The organism is Clostridium sp., from assembly GCF_050717515.1.
In the GTDB taxonomy this organism is placed as follows: Bacteria; Bacillota; Clostridia; order Clostridiales; family Clostridiaceae; genus Clostridium_AD.
The window spans coordinates 77,826-97,317 of sequence record NZ_JBOITL010000026.1; the positions used below are offsets into that span (position 1 = coordinate 77,826).

Genomic DNA, 19,492 nt, shown 5'->3' on the forward strand with positions numbered 1-19,492 from the left:
CTGTAATAAAAGTGAAGGAGATTGTATTGCATATGTTAAATGCAATAGCATTGTATATATACACCGCAATAACATTTAGCTTAGGCGTCCATAGCAATTTATGGTATAATAAAATTTAATTTTAAAACTAATATAAATAAGGAAGTGTTTATATGAAAATAAAAAAAGTCTTTTGGCTTTTAATGTATTTTCTTGCACCAGTATTACCTGTATATTTCTATGTAGTCCAAGCATCAAAAGGCAATAATGATTTTATATTTTTACTAGGTGGATCACTAGGAATATGTTCCTACGTATTTTTTGTAAATCAATTTATAATTATGGCTAGGCCAAAGTTTATTGAAAAAAACTTTGGCATGGATAAAATGTATAGATTCCATATGGTTATGCCCCTAGTTGCATTTATTTTAGGACTTATCCATAATCAAATTAAAGAAAGTTACTTTGGTGATTCTTTTCAAACCACATTAGGAAGTGCAACTCTTATAATATTTGGTGCACTAATTGTAATTGGTATTTTATTAATGGTTAACAAGCTATTTTTAAAAGTTAAAATAGTGGATGATGTAAGAAATTTATTAAAGAAATTTTTAAAACTAAAACATGAATTTCTTGTTACAGTTCACAATATTACTGTACTGGGAGTTTGTGTTTTACTAGTACATATACTCTTAAGTAATTCTGTAAAGACGAATATTCCATTAGAAATAAACCTTATATCTTATTTTGTAATATCATTATCATTGTATTTTTACCATAAAGTATTAAAAAGAAATATTGCAAAGAGTAAGGAATATACTATATCAGATATTATAGTGGAATGTGATAACATAATTACTTTGAAATTCAAACCTAAAAATCATAAAATACTCAATTATAAACCAGGACAATTTTTATATGTTAAACTTTATAATAGTGAAATTCCAAAAGATGAGCATCCATTTACTATATCTTCAAGCCCTACGCAAGAGGAGTATATCTCAGTAACAGTTAAGCAACTCGGCGACTTTACAAATAGCCTTGTAAAAGCTAAGGTTGGCGATAAGGCATATATTGATGGTGGTTTTGGAAGATTTACACATTTGGATTTACCAAAATCTAATAAGATTTGCTTTATTGCTGGAGGGATTGGAATAACACCATATTTAAGCATGTTAAGGTATTTAAATATAAGAGAGACACAAAGAGAAGTTATTTTAATTTGGGGCGTTAGGAATACTAGTGAATTAATTTGTAGTGAAGAACTAAACTCAATAGCAGGTAATATGAAAAATCTAAGGATTATACCAGTACTGTCTTCAGATAAAAACTATAATGGAGAGCAAGGATATGTTGATGGTGCTAGAGTTAAGAGATTACTTAATAATGATCTTAATTACGACTTTTTCCTATGCGGACCTCCAATTATGATGGAGAAGGTTGTTTCAGATTTAAAATCATATAATATTGAGCCTAATAGAATTCATTTTGAAAGATTTTCAATTTAATAAATAATTAAGAAAACACAGCCCTTTTTAGGCTGTGTTTTCTTAATTATTTATAGTTAAAAATTTTATGCCACGCCATCCTTAGGTGCAGTAGAGTGACCTATTAGTTATCTTTAGGTAAGATTACTGTAATCATAGTTCAAAATACCGAATAGCCTCCAATTGTAAACTTAAAAATAATTTATGGTTTACAATTGGAGGCGATTCCATTATTATATAGTATATACCATGTTATTAAGGAGAAATATTTATGAAAAATACAAGAAAATTAATTTTAGTAGCTATGTTTGCAGCTTTAACAGCAATTGGAGCTTTTATTAAGGTTCCAATACCATACGTACCTTTTACCCTACAATATTTGTTTTGTGCGTTAGCTGGCATAATTTTAGGTTCAAAATTAGGTGCATTATCACAAATAGTTTATGTGGTCATTGGACTTTGCGGGGTGCCTGTATTTACTGAAGGGGGAGGTATTAGCTACATATTTAGACCTACTTTTGGGTATCTTATTGGATTCATAGTAGCGGCCTATGTCATAGGTAAAATAAGAGAGAATGTTGTGGAATTAACTTTTTTTAAGACTATATTTACACTGCTTTTTGGTCTGTTTTTTATATATTTATTTGGAGTTGCATATTTATATATTAGTTATAATTTATACTTAGGAAAAAACATTTCTTTTTATTTTGCATTTTTTTATGGCTTTGTGGTTTGTATAGCTGGAGATTTGGTACTAACAATATTTGCAGCCTATATTTCAATGAAATTATTACCTGTATTAAAAAAAAGTGGATATATAAAATAAAAACAATAGAAAAGGAGAATGATATGAAAGAGTTTATTAAGAGCATAGAAAAAATGGTTTTAGCAGGTAAAGTTATAAGTTTTGAAGAGGCAATGAAATTAGCGGGTGCGAAAGAAAAAGAAGATATAGTATCACTATGCAATAGTGCGAATAGAGTACGAAAATATTTTTGTGGTAGGGAAGTCGACCTTTGTAGCATAATGAATGCAAAATCAGGAAGCTGCACTGAGGACTGCAAGTTCTGTGCGCAATCTGCTCATTATAAGACTAATGTAGAAGAGTATGGTTTAGTTTCAAAGGAAGATGTAATAAATCTTGCAAGGGAAAATCAAAATGAGGGAGTAAATAGATTTTCCTTAGTGACAAGTGGCAGAGGAGCTACTGGCAGTGATTTTAAAAACATATTAGACATATATGAAGAGTTAAATAAGGAAATAAAAATTGATTTATGTGCTTCCCTTGGGATACTTGGATATGAGCAACTGAGAAAGCTAAGAGACAAGGGCATAATAATGTATCATCATAACTTAGAAACTAGCAGAGAGTACTATGGAAATGTATGTACAACTCATAGTTATGATGAAAGGCTAGGTACTATAAATGCGGCAGCAAGGGCTGGAATGAATATCTGCTCAGGAGGGATTATTGGTCTTGGGGAAAGCTTTGAGGATAGAATTAAGTTAGCCTTGACCTTAAAGGATTTAGGTGTTAAATCTATTCCTATAAATATATTAAATCCAATTGTGGGAACACCTTTAGAAAATGCAGAAAGCTTAACTCAGGAGGAAATACTAAAAACTATTTCAATATTTAGATTAGTGAATCCTAAAGCGCTTATAAGGCTTGCTGGAGGAAGGAATCGCATAGACGAGTTTGGTAAAAATTGTTTTAATGCAGGGGCAAATGCTACAATTACAGGAAACTATTTAACGACATCAGGTAATAAAATATGTGATGATAAGAAAATGATAAGTGATTTATTGATGGAGGTTAGAAAAAATGGCTAAGGGAGTATTTATAGTTGGAACGGATACTGCTGTGGGTAAAACTGTTGTAACTGCAGGGATTATTCATGTACTTAGGAGCAATGGTTATAATGCTACGTATTTTAAGGCGGCACTTAGTGGGGCACTTGAAGTAGGCAATGAGCTTATTCCAGGTGATACTAAGCTTGCTTGTGATGTGAGCAAATTAGAAGAAGCCTATGTTAATATAACACCTTATGTTTATAAGAACGCGGTATCTCCTCATCTTGCCGCAAAAATTGAGAACAAGCCTATTGAAATAGAGGTAATAAGAGAAAAATACGATTATTTAAAGAAAAAATATGATTATATAATTGCGGAGGGTAGCGGTGGAATAATATGTCCATTGATAGATGATGAAAGAGGATTATATACCCTTGAAAATCTTATTGTGGATTTAAATATGAGCGTTATTATTGTGGCAAGAGCTGAGGTAGGAACAATTAATCATACAGTACTAACTGTTAAATATATAGAATCTCTAGGGATTAGGATAAAAGGAATTATAATAAACAATTATATAGAAAATGTGATTTGCAATGATAATATTATGATGATAGAAAAACTTACTAAAGTGCCAATCATAGGCAAGCTTAAGCACATTGGAAATTTAGAGGATAATATGGTACAAGCTATAAGGATAAATGCAGAGGTGACCTTTAGTATTAAGACTATAGAGGAATGCATGGATAAATTATAAAATGAAAGTGGAGGTGTTTATATGAATTATGTAGAAAAGGATTTGAAATATATATGGCATCCTTGTTCACAAATGAAGGACTATGAGGAGCTTAATCCTATTGTTATTGAAAAAGGTGAAGGAGTTTGGCTTTATGATATTGAGGGTAATAGATATTTAGACTGTATATCATCTTGGTGGACTAATACTCTAGGACATAGTAATAAGAGAATCAATGAGGCTATAAAAAAACAAATAGACAGTATTGAACATGTTATATTTGCAAACTTCTCTAATAAACCGGCTATAGAGCTGGCGGAAAAGCTTGTAGAAATAACACCAGAAAAGCTTACAAAGGTGTTTTTCTCTGATAATGGTTCCTCGGCGGTAGAAATAGCCTTAAAGATGAGTTTTCATTATAATATGCAAAAGGGAAATACTAAAAAGAAACGGTTCGTAGCCCTAAGTGATGCATACCATGGAGAAACATTAGGTGCATTGTCTGTATGTGATATAGATGAGTTTAATATGGTATACAAGCCCCTCCTTTTGGATACCTTAAGAGTAGAAGGACCAGATTGCTATAGGTGTAAATACGGTTTTAATAGAGAGAGTTGCAATGCAGAGTGTTTTGAGAATATGAAAAAATGTTTAATGGAAAATCATGATGAGATAAGCGCAGTAATAGTTGAACCTATGGTTCAAGGCGCTGCAGGAATGAAGATATATTCTCCAATTTATCTAAAAAAACTTCGACAGCTTTGTGATAAATATGACACTCACCTTATTGCAGATGAGATTGCCATGGGCTTTGGTAGGACTGGAGAGATGTTTGCTTGTAATCATGCTGGAATAAGTTCAAATTTTATGTGCCTTTCAAAAGGAATTTCTGCTGGATATATGCCTATGTCCGTAGTTATGACTACGAATGAAATATATGATTGCTTCTATGGGGACTATAAAGAAAGGAAAGCATTTATACATAGCCATACTTATGCAGGTAATGCTATGGGATGCGCCATAGCACTCGAAAACCTAAAGATATTTGAAGAAGATAATATTATAGAAAACAATAAAGAAAAAGGTAGGCTTATAAAAAAGCGCACACTAGAAAAGGCAGCGGATTCAGAGCATGTAGGCGAAGTAAGAAGTATAGGTATGATAACAGCTATAGAAATAGTAAAAGATAAAAAGACAAAGGAAAGTTATCCTTTTGATATGAGAGTAGGATACGAGATTTACAAAATTGCTCTTAAAAAAGGTTTAGTACTTAGACCTATAGGAAATGTACTATATTTTATTCCTCCATACATTATTAACGAAGAGGAAATAGTATTTATGGTAAATACTTGCTTTGAAAGTGTAGAAGAATATTTTAACGACATTTCAGCTGCGCAGGCGATGGTTTAAAAGGGCAGGAGATATGGTGCGGGAACTGCGGTAAGTAGATCAAATAGTTGGGTAAGCATAATAAAGAGCATTCAATCCTTGTGGTTGGGTGTTTTTTTATTTATAGAAGGATTAGATGTATCAACAATTAATTTTCTGATGACTGTAGCGTTCGTTAGTTAAAGATTTTGTTTAAGTGATGAAAGGCAAAGTTTGCATATTATAACAGTGGACTTTCATATACTTATTAGAAGGTCAAAATATAAAAATTAAAAAGCTCATATATTTTTTGACATATAGGCATGGATACGCAGCTTTTAAATAGTTCTAAGTTCATAATTTATTTATATCTTGACAAAGAATATTAAACCTTGTATTATTACAAGTAATAATAATACAAAAATAACAAATATTGTAACAATAGAATGACTTAAATAGTATAATTTCAATTAAACGAAAAATATAAACATAATATCTGCTGAAAAGCGTTTTTACAATTAATGAAAAAATATTCACTATAAAGAGCACTAAATTTCTCCTGAATTAGCTTAATATTATAATTTATAACTTAAATGCTAAATTCTTTGTAAAACTAATTCCTTCTAAGGGGGAGCTATTAGACTTAGAATTTTTGTATTATAAATGAGCTTTGCTCTGAAAAATAAAAAGGGGGATTCTAGATGTTGAAAAGATCATTAGCAATTGGTTTAAGTTTAATTCTAACATTTGGCATGGTAGGGTGTGCAAAAAAAACTGAGACTAAAAAGATGCACATTGGTATTGTTACTGGAACGGTATCACAAGGTGAGGATGATCTGCGTGGTGCTGAAGCAATGATTAAAAAGTATGGCGATGCTGCTTCTGGAGGAATGATAAAGCATGTTACTTATCCAGATAATTTTACGCAAGAATTAGAAACTACTATTGGAACAATTACTGGTCTTGCAGATGATGCTGACATGAAAGTAATCGTTGTAAATCAAGCAGTCCCAGGTACTGTTGCAGCATTTAAACAGATTCGTGAAAAAAGACCTGATATATTACTATTAGCTAATTCTTCTCAAGAAGATACTGCTATGATTGAAGAAGCTGCGGATTTAGTTGTGGATCCTGATAATGTAAACCGTGGATATCTCATGATACTAGCTGCGCAAAAGATGGGCGCAAAAACTTTCGTGCACATTTCTTTCCCTAGACATATGAGCATAGAACTTCTTTCACTTAGAAAAAATATTATGGAACAAGCTTGTAAAGACTTAGGAGTTAAATTCGTATTTGAAACAGCTCCAGACCCAACAAGTGACGTTGGAATTCCAGGAGCACAACAATTTATTCTTGAAAAAATGCCTGCATGGGTTGAAAAATATGGAAAAGATACAGCGTTTTTCTGCACAAACGATGCTCAAACAGAACCACTTCTAAAACGTGTTGCAGAATTAGGTGCAATATTTGTTGAGCCAGATCTTCCTTCACCAGTAATGGGATATCCTGGTGCGTTCGGCATAGATTTAAAAGCACAAGCTGGAAACTGGCCTGAAATCCTTAAAAAGGTTGAAGAAACTGTAGTTGCTAAAGGTGGATCTGGAAGAATGGGTACATGGGCATTCTCCTATGGCTACACAGCTTCTGAAGGTTTAGTAGAATATGGTAAGAATGTGGTAGAAGGTACAATGAAAAAAGACTCTCTTAGTGATGTACTAAAGGCATTTGGTGTATATACACCAGGAGCTGAGTGGAATGGATCCTTGTATACAGACCGAGTTGGTGCTAAAGAAATTAAGAACCACGTAATGGTTTATCAAGACACTTATGTATTTGGTAAAGGATATATAGGAAACAGTAAAGAAAAAGTTCCGGAAAAGTATAAGCAAATTAAATAAGCTAAAATATCATTGAACACTAGGAAGCGGTCTTATTGACTGTCCAGAGTGTATTATTATAACCAAATAAGTGTGAATTGCTTTGCCTGCATATGTGTGCAAAGCAATTTTTCTTATGTTGGAATATAAGAGGTGAATTTATTGTCTATAGAAAATGTACTACTTAAAGTAGAAGGTGTTAGCAAAGAATATGACGGAAACAGGGTGCTTAAAGATATAAGTTTCACACTTGAAAAAGGAAAGATATTGGGACTTGTTGGAGAGAATGGAGCAGGTAAATCTACACTGATGAATATCTTATTTGGTATGAAGGTGATTTCTGAAACTGGTGGTTACGAAGGTTCTGTTTATTTAAATGGAGAAAAAATTAAATTCAAAAGCCCTGTGGATGCTTTAAAAGCAGGGATAGGAATGGTACATCAAGAATTTTCGCTAATTCCTGGGTTTACGGTAGGAGAGAATGTACTTCTTAATATGGAAAAGACGAAAAACAGCTTGATTTCAAAGGTTCTAGGGAAACGGGTGGAAACCATAGATTTACCAGAAATTCGAAAGAGTGCTCAAAAGGCCATAGATACATTAGGAGTTCAGCTAGATACAGAAACACTGGTATCCGACATGCCAGTCGGACATAAGCAGTTTATAGAAATAGCACGTGAAATTGACAGAAGTCAGGTTAAGCTTATTGTTTTGGATGAGCCAACTGCAGTACTTACAGAGTCCGAAGCTGAGGTTCTACTGAAATCGATGAGACTCCTTGCAGATATTGGTATTTCTATTGTGTTTATATCTCACAGACTTCATGAAATAACAGCCATTTGCGATACTATTGTTGTACTTAGGGATGGTTTAGTTGTAATGGAAACACCTTCAGAGGGTGTAGATGTAAGGCAAATTGCTGAATGGATGGTAGGTAGGGATGTTGATGCAGAGGCCAAGCATATTAAGCTCTTAACTAAAATTAATGAAAAAGATATTATTTTTGAAGCTCGAAATCTTTGGGTGGACATGCCCGGTGAAACAATTAAAAATGTGTCATTAAAGGTTCGTAGAGGAGAAATCTTAGGTATTGGTGGTCTTGCAGGGCAAGGTAAGCTTGGAATTCCTAACGGAATTATGGGGCTTTTTGCCAGCGGTGGGGAGATTTTCTTTGAGGGTAAACCACTCAAGTTAAACAATACACTAAATGCGCTACAAAGTGGCATAGCCTTTGTATCTGAGGATCGTAGAGGTGTTGGACTACTTTTAGATGAACCTATTGACTGGAATATTGCTTTTAATGCCATGCAAGTTCAAAATAAATTCCTTAAAAGTTATTTAGGGGGGGCGATTAAGTGGCGTGACGAGAAAGCTATGAAAGCATGTGCCCTGGAATATATAAAATCACTAGAAATTCGGTGCACTAGCCAGCGTCAAAAGGCAAGAAATCTCTCCGGTGGGAATCAACAAAAAGTTTGCCTGGCAAAGGCATTCGCAATGAATCCAAAGCTATTGTTTGTGTCTGAGCCCACCCGTGGTATTGATGTTGGAGCAAAAAAATTGGTTTTAGATGCATTAAGAAAATATAATGAAGAAAACAACACAACTATAGTTATAATATCCTCAGAACTGGAAGAACTTAGAGCTATTAGTGATAGGATAGCTATTGTTTGTGAAGGAGAAATATTTGGTATTCTGCCACCAGATGCTCCAGTAGTTGATTTTGGGTTATTAATGGCAGGAGAATTTAAGATAAACGAAGAGGGTGAAAAAATATGGCTCAGATAAATAAATTCATCAAAAACTTTGGATGGGCTCGCCTCATCATTGCCATTTTCCTTTTAGCATTATTTATTGTGGCTCCTATTTTTGGGGTAAGGGTTGATACATCTTTAAATGATGTTATTGTGCGTTTTGGTATGAGTGGTATCATGGTACTTTCTATGGTGCCTATGATTCAATCAGGATGCGGTCTGAACTTTGGTGTTCCAGTTGGACTTGTATCAGGAATGATGGGAGCTGTGGTGAGCCTAGAATTTAATCTTACAGGCATGGAAGGAATTGGAGTAGCCTTTCTAGTTGGCCTTGCTATGGCCGCAGTTTTGGGCTTTCTTTATGGATTGCTCTTAAATCGTGTTAAAGGCGATGAAATGATTATAGCCACATATGTGGGTTTCTCATTTGTGTTTTTAATGAACATAATGTGGCTCAAACTTCCATTTGAAAATCCAGCAAGTGTTATGGGTTTCAAAGGTGAGGGGCTCAGAACCATAATTAGTATTGAAGAGTACTGGATACATGTACTTAGTGATATCTTAAAAATTCCTGTTTCAAAATATCTAATTATCCCTACAGGAATGATTTTATTTTTTATACTTATGTGTTTGATAGTTTGGGGATTTTTTAAAACAAAGCTTGGCACTGCTATTACAGCGGTGGGCTCTAACCCGGATTATGCAAGAGCTTCAGGAATTAACATTAATAAAATGAGAGTAGTATCAGTAATGCTGTCAACAATGCTAGCAGCAGTTGGTATGATTGTTTTTCAGCAAGGATTTGGTTTTGTTCAAATGTACAATTCACCCTTGGCGTTTGCATTTCCATCGGTGGCAGCTGTTCTCCTGGGAGGCGCCTGCGTTAACAAAGCAACAATTACCAATGTTATTATTGGAACATTTTTATTTCAAGGTATTTTGACAATGACGCCGTCAGTTATAAACAGTGCTATTAATATTGATATGTCTGAAACCATCCGAATAATAGTTTCTAACGGATTGATTGTATATGCACTGACGCGGAAAGGGAGGTAGGACATGAAATTTGATAAGAAAAAATTAGGTCCATTACTTACGGGCAGCGTTGTGCCTTTAATGTTTTTAACCATAAGTATAATAGCGATACCGCTTTCAGGGTATTCTGGAAATTTTTTGGTGGATCAGATTATAACCAGGCTGGCAAGAAACTCTTTCCTAGTATTATCACTACTACTTCCTATTATGGCGGGAATGGGTATCAACTTTGGAATGATTTTAGGAGCTATGGCTGGTCAAATTGGATTGATATTCATCACTGACTGGGGTATTGTAGGAGCTCCTGGTCTACTACTTGCGGCACTTGTTGCATTGCCTATAGCTATAGGCCTGGGATATTTTTGTGGAGTGGTACTAAATAGGGCAAAAGGTCGTGAGATGATTACGTCCATGATTCTAGGTCTTTTTATTTCAGGAATCTATCAATTCTTTCTTTTATATCTGTGTGGCTCTATAATTCCATTTAAGACAAGTTCAATGATACTTTCTAAAGGATATGGTGTACGTAATGCCTTGAACTTGAAAGTAGCTAAAGGATTTGATAATCTAATTTTAATAAATATAAGTGGTATAAATATTCCGGTTGGAACTTTTCTGATTATAGGGTTGATTTGTGTCTTCACTGTTTGGTTTAGAAAAACAAAACTGGGACATGATATGAAAGCTGTTGGACTTAGTAATAGTGTATCTAGTACCGCGGGAATTGCTGTTGATAAGACCCGTATTCAGTCCATTGTAATTTCAACAGTCCTTGCTTGCTTTGGACAAATAATTTATCTGCAAAATATAGGAACTATGAACACCTATAATGGAGCGGATCAAGCAGCACTTTTCGCAGCGGCGGCACTATTGATTGGTGGTGCAACGGTTACTAAAGCTTCTATCCCAAATGCCATTGTAGGTACTGCGCTGTTTCATTTAATGTTTATAGTTATGCCTATGGCAGGTAAAAACATTACTGGGTCGGCTATGATTGGGGAATACTTGCGTATGTTTATATCCTATGGAGTTATTACAATAGCGCTAGTCCTCCATGCTTGGAAACGTCAAAAGGATAAAGATATGGAGCGTCACAGTTTTCAGCTGGACATGGAAAAACAGTCTGGAAAATCATAAATATGCTAGAAATATATTAGTGTAAACAATATGAAGCCATAAGCCCTAGAGTTAGGAGTACGCTTCTAAATCTGGGGTTTATTTTTAATCTTGGGTTAATTAAATATAATACTACAAGATTAACTATGTTAAGGAAAGTTTAATTCACATTTTGACCTAAAAAAGAATTGACAATATTTCTACAAAGTCTTAAAATTATAAGTGTCTAATAAGTTGGATTTTCTGTCTTAGAGGACTAAAAAGATTAAAGTCGCTACCCGATTGTAAGGAGTATTTCTAAGCAAGAGGAGAAGGAGGATATTTTAGTATTTATTCCCTTCTGCTTTTAGTGGAAGTTTTTTTATTTTATAACAAAAAATAGGAGGGGTTTAAGTGAAAGAATATTTAGCAAGTGAATTTATAGTAGAGGATGAAATAAGAGCATCCATGGCGGAAGGTCTTGAGAAGGTAAAGGATAAGTCAAACGTAAGAAGAATTTTGGAGAAGGCTAAAACTTGCGCGGGATTAACCCATAGAGAAGCCGCAATACTATTAAATATTGAGGATAAAGACATTCTTGAGGAAATGTATGCAACTGCAAAAACAATAAAAGAAACTATTTATGGCAAGAGAATTGTTCTATTTGCACCACTTTATATAAGTAGTTATTGCGTAAATGGATGTACTTATTGTGGTTACAAATGTTCTAATAATTCCTTTACAAGAAAAAAATTAACTATGGATGAAGTTGAAGAAGAAATAAAAGTTTTAGAAGGCATGGGGCATAAAAGAATAGTAATAGAAGCTGGAGAAGATATAGTTAATTGCTCTCTAGATTATATAATTGAAGTTCTAAAGAAGATTTATTCTGTAAAATTTGATAATGGAAGTATAAGAAGAATCAATATAAATATTGCAGCTACAACAGTAGAAAATTATAAAAGATTAAAGGATGCTGACATCGGCACATATGTTTTATTTCAAGAGAGTTATAATAAAGAAATTTATGAAGGATATCATCCAAAGGGGCCAAAACATAATTATAATTATCACACTACAGCAATGGATAGAGCAATGGAAGCTGGTATTGGAGACGTAGGAATAGGTGTATTGTACGGGCTATATGATTATCAATACGAAACTATAGGTATGCTCATGCATGCAGAGCATTTAGAAGAGACTTTCGGTGTTGGACCACACACAATTTCAGTGCCTAGGCTTAGACCTGCGGAAGGTGTGAATTTTAAGAATTTCCCATACCTTGTAAATGATGAACAATTTAAAAAGTTAGTTGCAGTTTTAAGAATGGCAGTGCCATATACAGGAATGATGTTATCAACTAGAGAAGAACCTGGATATAGAGAAGAAGTACTTGCACTTGGAATTTCACAAATAAGTGCTGGTTCATGTACTGGAGTTGGTGGATATGCGCAGGAATATGGTGTAAATAAATCAGATGAGAAACCACAGTTTGAGGTAGGGGATCACCGGTCACCTATGGAAGTAGTAAAAGAGTTATGTGAGAGTGGATATGTTCCAAGCTATTGTACAGCTTGTTATAGAGAAGGAAGAACAGGGGATAGGTTCATGGCCCTTGCGAAATCTGGACAAATCCATAACACTTGTCAACCTAATGCTCTTTTAACCTTCAAAGAATTTCTTATAGATTATGCTGATGATGAACTAAAAGAAATAGGAGAAAAAGTTATAGAGCAAGGCCTTAAGGATATTCCGAAGGATGTAGCAAGGAAAGCAGCTATAGAAAAACTTAAGAAAATTGAAGCTGGGGAAAGAGATTTGAGATTTTAAGGAATATGTTATGATTTAAATGAGTCATAGAGTGAGAAGTATACTTCTAGCTCTATGACTTATTTTTTCCTTACTGGTATTGAAGTTTTATTTGGAATAGAGTATACTACAAAAGAGAACGGAGGTTTTCTAATGCAATATTTGAAATATGAAGTTAGAAAAAACATAGTAGAAGAATCCCTAAAGGAGTTTAAACAATTGGGCTACAAAGGGACATCAATAAGGAACATAGCTAAGAATTCTCAAACATCAGTGGGGAATTTTTATAAATATTTTCAAAGTAAAGATGATTTGTATGAAAAATTAATTGGCCCTGTATATGATAAATTAATGGATTATATTAATCAATTTAATAAAGTTGAAATAAATGAAAAGGCGGATGAAATCTTTTATGAATTAATGGAAAAGATAATGGAAATATTTAAAGTAAGTAGCATAGAGCTTACAATATTACTTAATAAAAGTGAAGGATCTAAGTATGAGAATTGTAAAAAAAGCTTTGTTGATTTTATAACGAGAATAGTCACTGAAAAAATGAAATATGAACTATTACAGGGAGGCAAAAAACTAAATAATAATTTTATTATTTATCTTTTGTCCTATAATCTTGTGGAGAGTATTTCCATCATTTTGAGAGAAAAAGAGGACGGGGAAGAAGTGAGAAAGCTTATTCTTGTTATAATAGATATATTTTATAGTGATATTATAGGCAAGTTAGATTGTGAAAATATAGATTAGGAGATAAAAAAATGAAGAATTTTATAGAACTCAAAAATGTCAAAAAGACTTATCACATGGGAGAAGTAATAATTAAAGCAGTAGATGATGTTTCATTTTCCATAGAAAAGGGTGAATTTGTTGTAGTTATTGGAGCTAGTGGTGCAGGAAAAACTACAATACTTAATCTTTTGGGAGGTATGGATCAAGTTACTAGCGGAAATATTTTTGTGGATGGTAATGAGATAAGTGAATATAACAAAAAAATGCTTACAAAGTACAGACGTGACGAAATAGGATTTGTATTTCAGTTTTATAATTTAGTACAAAATTTAAATGCAATTGAAAATGTAGAGCTTGCAGTTGAAATATGTAAAAACCCAATGAATCCTGTAGAAGTTCTTAAAAATGTTGGTCTTGAAAATAGAATGCAGAATTTTCCTTCCCAGCTTTCAGGAGGAGAACAACAAAGAGTTTCCATAGCAAGAGCTCTTGCAAAGAATCCTAAATTACTTCTTTGCGATGAGCCTACAGGGGCATTAGATTATGAAACGGGTAAATCAATACTCACACTATTATCTGAGACATCAAAAAAACAGGGTATGACTGTTATAGTTATTACACATAATTCTGCTATAACGCCTATTGCAGATAAAATAATAACATTAAGAAATGGGAAAGTTGCAAGCGTAGAGAAAAATAGTAATCCAATGTCCATAGAAAAATTGGAGTGGTAAAGATGGGAAAAACTTTTTTTAAAAACTTATTTAGGGATGTATTACACACACTTTCAAGATTTTTATCTATAGTGATAATTATTGCAATGGGAGTAGCTTTTTATGCTGGTGTTCGCGCTACTAGTCCAGATATGAAAGAGTCAGCAGATTCGTATTTGAGTGAAACAGAGTTTATGGATTTCAAATTGATTTCTACACTTGGACTTACAGCGGATGATTTATCTGAGGTTCAAAAACTAGAGGGTGTAAAAAAGGTAGAGGGATCATTCTCAATAGATGCAGTAGTTGAAAAAGATAAACACTCACTGGTGCTTAATGTTAATTCAATGACCTCTAAAGATGGAATAAATAAGATGAGAATCGTTTCAGGAAGATTAGCAGAAAATAATAATGAAGCTGTAGTGGAAGAAAGATTTTTAAGTGAAAATAAATTTAAAATAGGGGACGTTATAGAACTTAAATCCGGTAAAGATGCTTTAATAGGGGATGACTTAAAATTAAGCAAATTTAAAATAGTAGGAACTTCACTATCACCTCTATATTTATCAGCTCAAAGACAGCTAAGTTCTATCGGAAATGGTTCAACTCGTGGATTTATTTACATTAAACCTGAGGTGTTTAAAAGTTCGGTTTATACTGAAATATATGTAAAGACTAATAGGACCCAGTCAAAGGATAGTCTTTTATTAAGTAAAGAATATAAAAATGCAACTAGTAATATAGAAAAAAATCTTAAAGAACTGGGAGTTGTTAGAAGTAAAGTAAGGTACTCGGAGGTAGCAGAGGCTGCACAAAGTAAAATAAATATAGCAGAAGAAAAATTAAATGTTTCGAAAAAGGAAGCAGGAAATAAATTTTTAGAAGGTTATAAAAAGTTAAGTGATGCAAAAATTAAAATGGAGCATGGCAAAGTAGAACTTGCAAAAGATGAAAAGGTTTTTGATGAAAAAAAAGCACAAGGTGAAACCCAAATTGCAGAGGGTAAAAAGAAACTTCTTAAAAGTCAGAGGGAGCTTAATTTAGGAAAGAAGCAAGCTGCAAATGGTATTTCATCCTCTATGGCATTAAAAGTTGCTGATGCGAAAAAACAATTAGATGCGGATCCTAATAATGCCACATATATTGCTCAGTTTAATGCAACAAATCTGATTTATGCAAAAAACATCCAGGGAAAAGATTTTGATAGCATGTACAATTCATTAAAAAATAATGGTGCACTAGAGCGGATTAAGCCTTATTTTGATATGGAACTTACAAAGAGCAATTTTGATAAATCGCAATCACAAATTGATAGGGGAACAGATGGATTAATTCAGCAGGAAAAATTACTGCAGCAAGGCAAGCAAGATTTAGCAGCAGGAAGTAAAAAACTTGAAGACGCTGAAAAAGAAATTGCTACAAACACACAAAAATTGAAGGCTGAAGAAGAAAAAGCCAATTCTAAAATAAATGATGGTGCATTAGAAATTAAAAAAAATAAGGATAAAATAGCTGAGATTAAATCTCCAGAGTGGTATCTTCTTGGAAGAACTGCTAATCTGGGATATGAAACCTATAGACAAGATAGTGACAGAATAGACAATATAGGCAAGGCGTTTCCACTCATATTTTTCCTTGTGGCAGCCTTAGTTAGTCTTACAACTATGACAAGAATGGTTGGAGAAAATAGAATTGAAATAGGAACTTTTAAAGCCCTAGGATATTCAAGAGGAGCTATAGTTTCACACTATTTAATATATGCCTTGTCCGCCAGCATAACAGGAAGCATAGTAGGTGTCTCTTTTGGATTTAGGCTTTTTCCGCCACTTATTATGAAAGCTTACGGTTCACTTTATTCTATTCCAAATTCATTAACTCCTTTTAACATGGAACTAGCGCTTCAGGCTTCATTAATCGCTATATTGTTTACTACGGTAGCAGCAGTTGCGGCAACTCTTGAAGAATTAAGGGAAGCCCCAGCATCATTAATGAGACCAAAGCCACCAAAGGCTGGGAAAACTATATTACTGGAAAGAATAACTTTTATATGGAAAAGATTAAGTTTTACAAAAAAAGTTACTGCAAGAAATATATTTAGATACAAACAAAGACTTTTCATGACAGTAATAGGAATAGCCACCTGCACAGGCCTTATGATAACAGGTTTTGGCCTTAAGTCAGGAATAACAGGTGCTGTAGAAAGCCAATTTACTAATATATATAGATATGATATGCAGTCAACACTTAAGAAAAACATAGATTATAATCAGAAGGCCACTACAGAAAATAAAATAATGGAAGATACCAATGTAAAATCAGTTTTATTTACCTACACAAAAAATGGTACAGTGAATGTTGATAAATCTGGTAAAGAAGATTCATACGTGGTAGTTACAGACCATAAGGAGCAGCTTAATAATTATATTAATCTTACAATGAAGGGTAAGGAGCTGAGCCTTAGTAATGAGGGTGTAATTATTACTGAAAAACTAGCCAAACTTATGAATAAAAAGATTGGAGACACCTTTGAAATAACTTTAAATGATAAAGTGATAAAAGCTAAAATTTCAGCTATAACACAGCATTATGTGCAACATTATATTTATATGAGTGCTGATTATTACAAAAAAATAACTGCTGGGAACCTTGAATTTAATGGGTTTTATGGACTTTTGAAATCCACCTCAGAAAGTTCTGAAATTAGTACCTCAAAGTTATTAACCTCAATCAAAGATGTAGGATCTGTAAGTTACAAGAATAACATACACTTTGATTTTAAAGAAACTACAAAAAGTATAAATTCAGTGGTGCTAGTGTTAATAGTGTCCGCAGGAGTTCTTGCTTTTGTTGTAATATATAATCTTACAAATATAAATATCAATGAACGAAAAAGAGAATTGTCTACAATAAAGCTTTTAGGTTTTTATGATAATGAACTGGCATTATATATATATCGTGAAAATATCATATTAACGGTTATAGGAAGCTTAACTGGAATAGCTGTAGGGATACTTTTAAATAATTTTGTAATCAATACTTCAGAAACTAATGTAATGATGTTTATAAGAACAATACAGCCTATTTATTTTCTGTACTCAGTACTGATTACAATTTCTTTTTCTATAATTGTAAACTTAGCTATGTACAGAGAATTTGCTAATATAGATATGATCGAATCACTTAAAAATGCAGAATAATAATAATGCAAACATAAAAAAACAGCATAATTTAGCTCATCCTTTGGAAGTATAGATATAGAGGTATTCCTAAAAGATACAGGGGTCTTATATGTAAAAATCAACTTAAAAAGTGGTGAGGTAAAATGATGTTTTTAGACAGAATGGATGCAGGGGAAAAGTTAGCTGGCAGTCTTTACAAATTTAAAGATGAAGATGTAATTGTACTTGCGGTGCCAAGAGGCGGACTCTCAATAGCTTATGATACAGTAAAAAGGTTTGGGTTTAAATGGGATTTGATTATTCCAAGAAAAATAGGTGCACCACATAACAAGGAGTTTGCAATAGGTGCAGTATCTGTGGATGGTAGCTATTTTATAAACAATGATTATGTAAAAATGCTAGGTATATCACAAGATTATATCGAGAAAGAAGTTTCGGAGCAAACAGTGGAGATTAAGAGAAGAATGCAAGAGTACCGTGGAGTGGATACATTTCCTGATGTTAAAGGTAAAACGGTTATAATAATTGATGATGGTATTGCTACAGGGTTTACTATCTTGGCCGTAATAAAGGCTGTTAAAGTGCAAGGTGCTAAAAAGATTATCCTAGCTATTCCAGTAGGTCCTAGGGAAATTATTGAGGAATTTAAAGAGCTTGTTGACGAGGTGATATGCTTATATATACCAGAGGAGTTTTATGCGGTGGGATCATACTATGAAAATTTTCAGCAAGTTACAGATGAACAAGTATTCAAAATTATGAAGGAATTGAGGCATGTTCTAGAAAAATTTATACTAAAATAAACAGTTAGCTGTAAACGCATTGTGCTTTAAATAGCACAATAGCGTTTTTTACTTATGTAATTAAATAATATATAGTATAATAGAAACTATGGAAGAGTTTGTGCTATAAAATCGTAAGTAAAGACCAAAATACTGTTAGGAGATAAAATAATGAATGACGTAGGCGGTATAGAAAGATTAAGAAATATATATTCAGAACTTAAAGGAGCGGAAAAAAGAGTTGGGGAATACATCCTTAAAAACCCTAAGGATATTATCCACTCATCTATTACAGAACTTGCTGATAACTGTAAATGTGGTGAAGCCACGGTGTTTAGACTTAGTAAAAAACTAGGGTTTAAAGGATATCAAGATTTAAAGATAAGCATAGCTAGTGAAATTGTAAAGCCTCTTGTAAATATTCATGAAGAAATAAAAGAGAATGATGATACCTTGGTTATAATGCAAAAGATATTTAATTCTACAATAAGTTCTCTTAATGAGACTTTAAGAATAAACGACAGTGCGGAGTTAGATAAGGCTATAGGCTATATTCATAGTGCGAAAAGAACAGCTTTTTTTGGTATGGGTGGATCGGCCGCAATAGCCCTTGATGCATATCATAAGTTTATGAGAACAGGTAAGTACTGCATATTTCATGAGGATTCTCATTTTCAAGCTATGATAAGCTCTATGTATGATGAACATGACTGCATTCTAGCTATTTCAAATACTGGAAGTAATAAGGAATTAGTAGAGAGTTTGAGCATTGCCAAGGAAAAAGGAGTGAAAATTATTTCCGTAACTTCAAATTACAAATCTCCTATATCAAATGTATCAGATGTGGTGCTCCTATCCTATGGTAAAGAAAATCTATCAAAAAGTGAGGCAATGGATGCAAGAATCAGTGCATTATCACTTATAGACTGTTTGTTTGTAGGTACTTGTTTAAAGGATAAAGAGAATTATTATAAGGCTTTAGGACAAATAAGGGAAGCTATAGCAAATAAGAGATATTAAAATAATTTTCATACACTCGGTAAGAGTGTATTTTTTTATGCTGAAATGAAAATTATTTTCAAAAATCCCTTGATTAAACCTTTACACTATAATATAATAATAAAAAAGAGAATAATTTTC

At 33.1% G+C, this 19,492-nt stretch carries 15 protein-coding genes; all 15 read left to right on the forward strand.

Going from position 1 to position 19,492, the window contains the following annotated elements:
- The first annotated feature begins 152 nt into the window (after positions 1-152).
- Positions 153-1,487, forward strand: a complete 1,335-nt coding sequence (locus ACREV6_RS12345) for a ferredoxin reductase family protein (protein WP_431578331.1) — start codon at positions 153-155, stop codon at positions 1,485-1,487.
- Positions 1,488-1,737: 250 nt separating this feature from the next.
- Positions 1,738-2,292 carry a biotin transporter BioY gene (locus ACREV6_RS12350; protein ID WP_431578332.1) on the forward strand — a complete coding sequence of 185 codons (555 nt, stop codon included), beginning with the start codon at positions 1,738-1,740 and terminating at the stop codon, positions 2,290-2,292.
- Between the two features lie 23 nt (positions 2,293-2,315).
- Positions 2,316-3,299 (forward strand): biotin synthase BioB, encoded by a 984-nt coding sequence (gene bioB, locus ACREV6_RS12355; protein ID WP_431578333.1) that lies wholly within the window; start codon positions 2,316-2,318, stop codon positions 3,297-3,299.
- Positions 3,292-4,017 carry a dethiobiotin synthase gene (gene bioD, locus ACREV6_RS12360; protein ID WP_431578334.1) on the forward strand — a complete coding sequence of 242 codons (726 nt, stop codon included), beginning with the start codon at positions 3,292-3,294 and terminating at the stop codon, positions 4,015-4,017. Before bioB ends, bioD begins: the two co-directional genes overlap by 8 nt.
- A gap of 21 nt (positions 4,018-4,038) precedes the next feature.
- Positions 4,039-5,406, forward strand: a complete 1,368-nt coding sequence (gene bioA / locus ACREV6_RS12365; RefSeq protein WP_431578335.1) for an adenosylmethionine--8-amino-7-oxononanoate transaminase — start codon at positions 4,039-4,041, stop codon at positions 5,404-5,406.
- A 659-nt stretch (positions 5,407-6,065) separates the two neighbouring features.
- Positions 6,066-7,265: a DUF3798 domain-containing protein gene (locus ACREV6_RS12370; protein WP_431578336.1), complete on the forward strand. Its 1,200-nt coding sequence runs from the start codon at positions 6,066-6,068 to the stop codon at positions 7,263-7,265.
- A 141-nt stretch (positions 7,266-7,406) separates the two neighbouring features.
- A complete protein-coding gene (locus ACREV6_RS12375; protein WP_431578337.1) occupies positions 7,407-9,032 on the forward strand; it encodes a sugar ABC transporter ATP-binding protein in 1,626 nt (541 codons plus the stop codon).
- Positions 9,020-10,054, forward strand: a complete 1,035-nt coding sequence (locus ACREV6_RS12380; RefSeq protein ID WP_431578338.1) for an ABC transporter permease subunit — start codon at positions 9,020-9,022, stop codon at positions 10,052-10,054. Before ACREV6_RS12375 ends, ACREV6_RS12380 begins: the two co-directional genes overlap by 13 nt.
- A gap of 3 nt (positions 10,055-10,057) precedes the next feature.
- Positions 10,058-11,170: an ABC transporter permease subunit gene (locus ACREV6_RS12385; protein WP_431578339.1), complete on the forward strand. Its 1,113-nt coding sequence runs from the start codon at positions 10,058-10,060 to the stop codon at positions 11,168-11,170.
- Positions 11,171-11,542: 372 nt separating this feature from the next.
- On the forward strand, positions 11,543-12,958 hold the full coding sequence (hydG, locus tag ACREV6_RS12390) for a [FeFe] hydrogenase H-cluster radical SAM maturase HydG (protein WP_431578340.1): 1,416 nt from the start codon (positions 11,543-11,545) through the stop codon (positions 12,956-12,958).
- Between the two features lie 54 nt (positions 12,959-13,012).
- Positions 13,013-13,696, forward strand: coding sequence for a TetR/AcrR family transcriptional regulator (locus ACREV6_RS12395; protein WP_431578341.1), 684 nt, complete (start codon positions 13,013-13,015; stop codon positions 13,694-13,696).
- An 11-nt stretch (positions 13,697-13,707) separates the two neighbouring features.
- A complete protein-coding gene (locus ACREV6_RS12400) occupies positions 13,708-14,412 on the forward strand; it encodes an ABC transporter ATP-binding protein (protein ID WP_431578342.1) in 705 nt (234 codons plus the stop codon).
- A 2-nt stretch (positions 14,413-14,414) separates the two neighbouring features.
- Positions 14,415-17,588, forward strand: coding sequence for an ABC transporter permease (locus ACREV6_RS12405; RefSeq protein WP_431578343.1), 3,174 nt, complete (start codon positions 14,415-14,417; stop codon positions 17,586-17,588).
- Between the two features lie 125 nt (positions 17,589-17,713).
- Positions 17,714-18,373, forward strand: a complete 660-nt coding sequence (locus tag ACREV6_RS12410; protein ID WP_431578344.1) for a phosphoribosyltransferase — start codon at positions 17,714-17,716, stop codon at positions 18,371-18,373.
- Between the two features lie 150 nt (positions 18,374-18,523).
- Complete coding sequence (locus tag ACREV6_RS12415; protein WP_431578345.1) at positions 18,524-19,372, forward strand: MurR/RpiR family transcriptional regulator; 849 nt, start codon at positions 18,524-18,526, stop codon at positions 19,370-19,372.
- Positions 19,373-19,492 lie beyond the last annotated feature (120 nt).

Coding starts and splice junctions, on each gene's coding strand:
- bioB (WP_431578333.1), top strand. CDS start 2,316: ATGAAAGAGTTTATTAAGAGCATAGAAAAAATGGTTTTAGCAGGTAAA.
- ACREV6_RS12380 (WP_431578338.1), top strand. CDS start 9,020: ATGGCTCAGATAAATAAATTCATCAAAAACTTTGGATGGGCTCGCCTC.
- ACREV6_RS12385 (WP_431578339.1), top strand. CDS start 10,058: ATGAAATTTGATAAGAAAAAATTAGGTCCATTACTTACGGGCAGCGTT.
- ACREV6_RS12415 (WP_431578345.1), top strand. CDS start 18,524: ATGAATGACGTAGGCGGTATAGAAAGATTAAGAAATATATATTCAGAA.
- ACREV6_RS12395 (WP_431578341.1), top strand. CDS start 13,013: ATGACTTATTTTTTCCTTACTGGTATTGAAGTTTTATTTGGAATAGAG.
- bioD (WP_431578334.1), top strand. CDS start 3,292: ATGGCTAAGGGAGTATTTATAGTTGGAACGGATACTGCTGTGGGTAAA.
- ACREV6_RS12405 (WP_431578343.1), top strand. CDS start 14,415: ATGGGAAAAACTTTTTTTAAAAACTTATTTAGGGATGTATTACACACA.
- ACREV6_RS12345 (WP_431578331.1), top strand. CDS start 153: ATGAAAATAAAAAAAGTCTTTTGGCTTTTAATGTATTTTCTTGCACCA.
- ACREV6_RS12400 (WP_431578342.1), top strand. CDS start 13,708: ATGAAGAATTTTATAGAACTCAAAAATGTCAAAAAGACTTATCACATG.
- bioA (WP_431578335.1), top strand. CDS start 4,039: ATGAATTATGTAGAAAAGGATTTGAAATATATATGGCATCCTTGTTCA.
- ACREV6_RS12350 (WP_431578332.1), top strand. CDS start 1,738: ATGAAAAATACAAGAAAATTAATTTTAGTAGCTATGTTTGCAGCTTTA.
- ACREV6_RS12370 (WP_431578336.1), top strand. CDS start 6,066: ATGTTGAAAAGATCATTAGCAATTGGTTTAAGTTTAATTCTAACATTT.
- ACREV6_RS12410 (WP_431578344.1), top strand. CDS start 17,714: ATGATGTTTTTAGACAGAATGGATGCAGGGGAAAAGTTAGCTGGCAGT.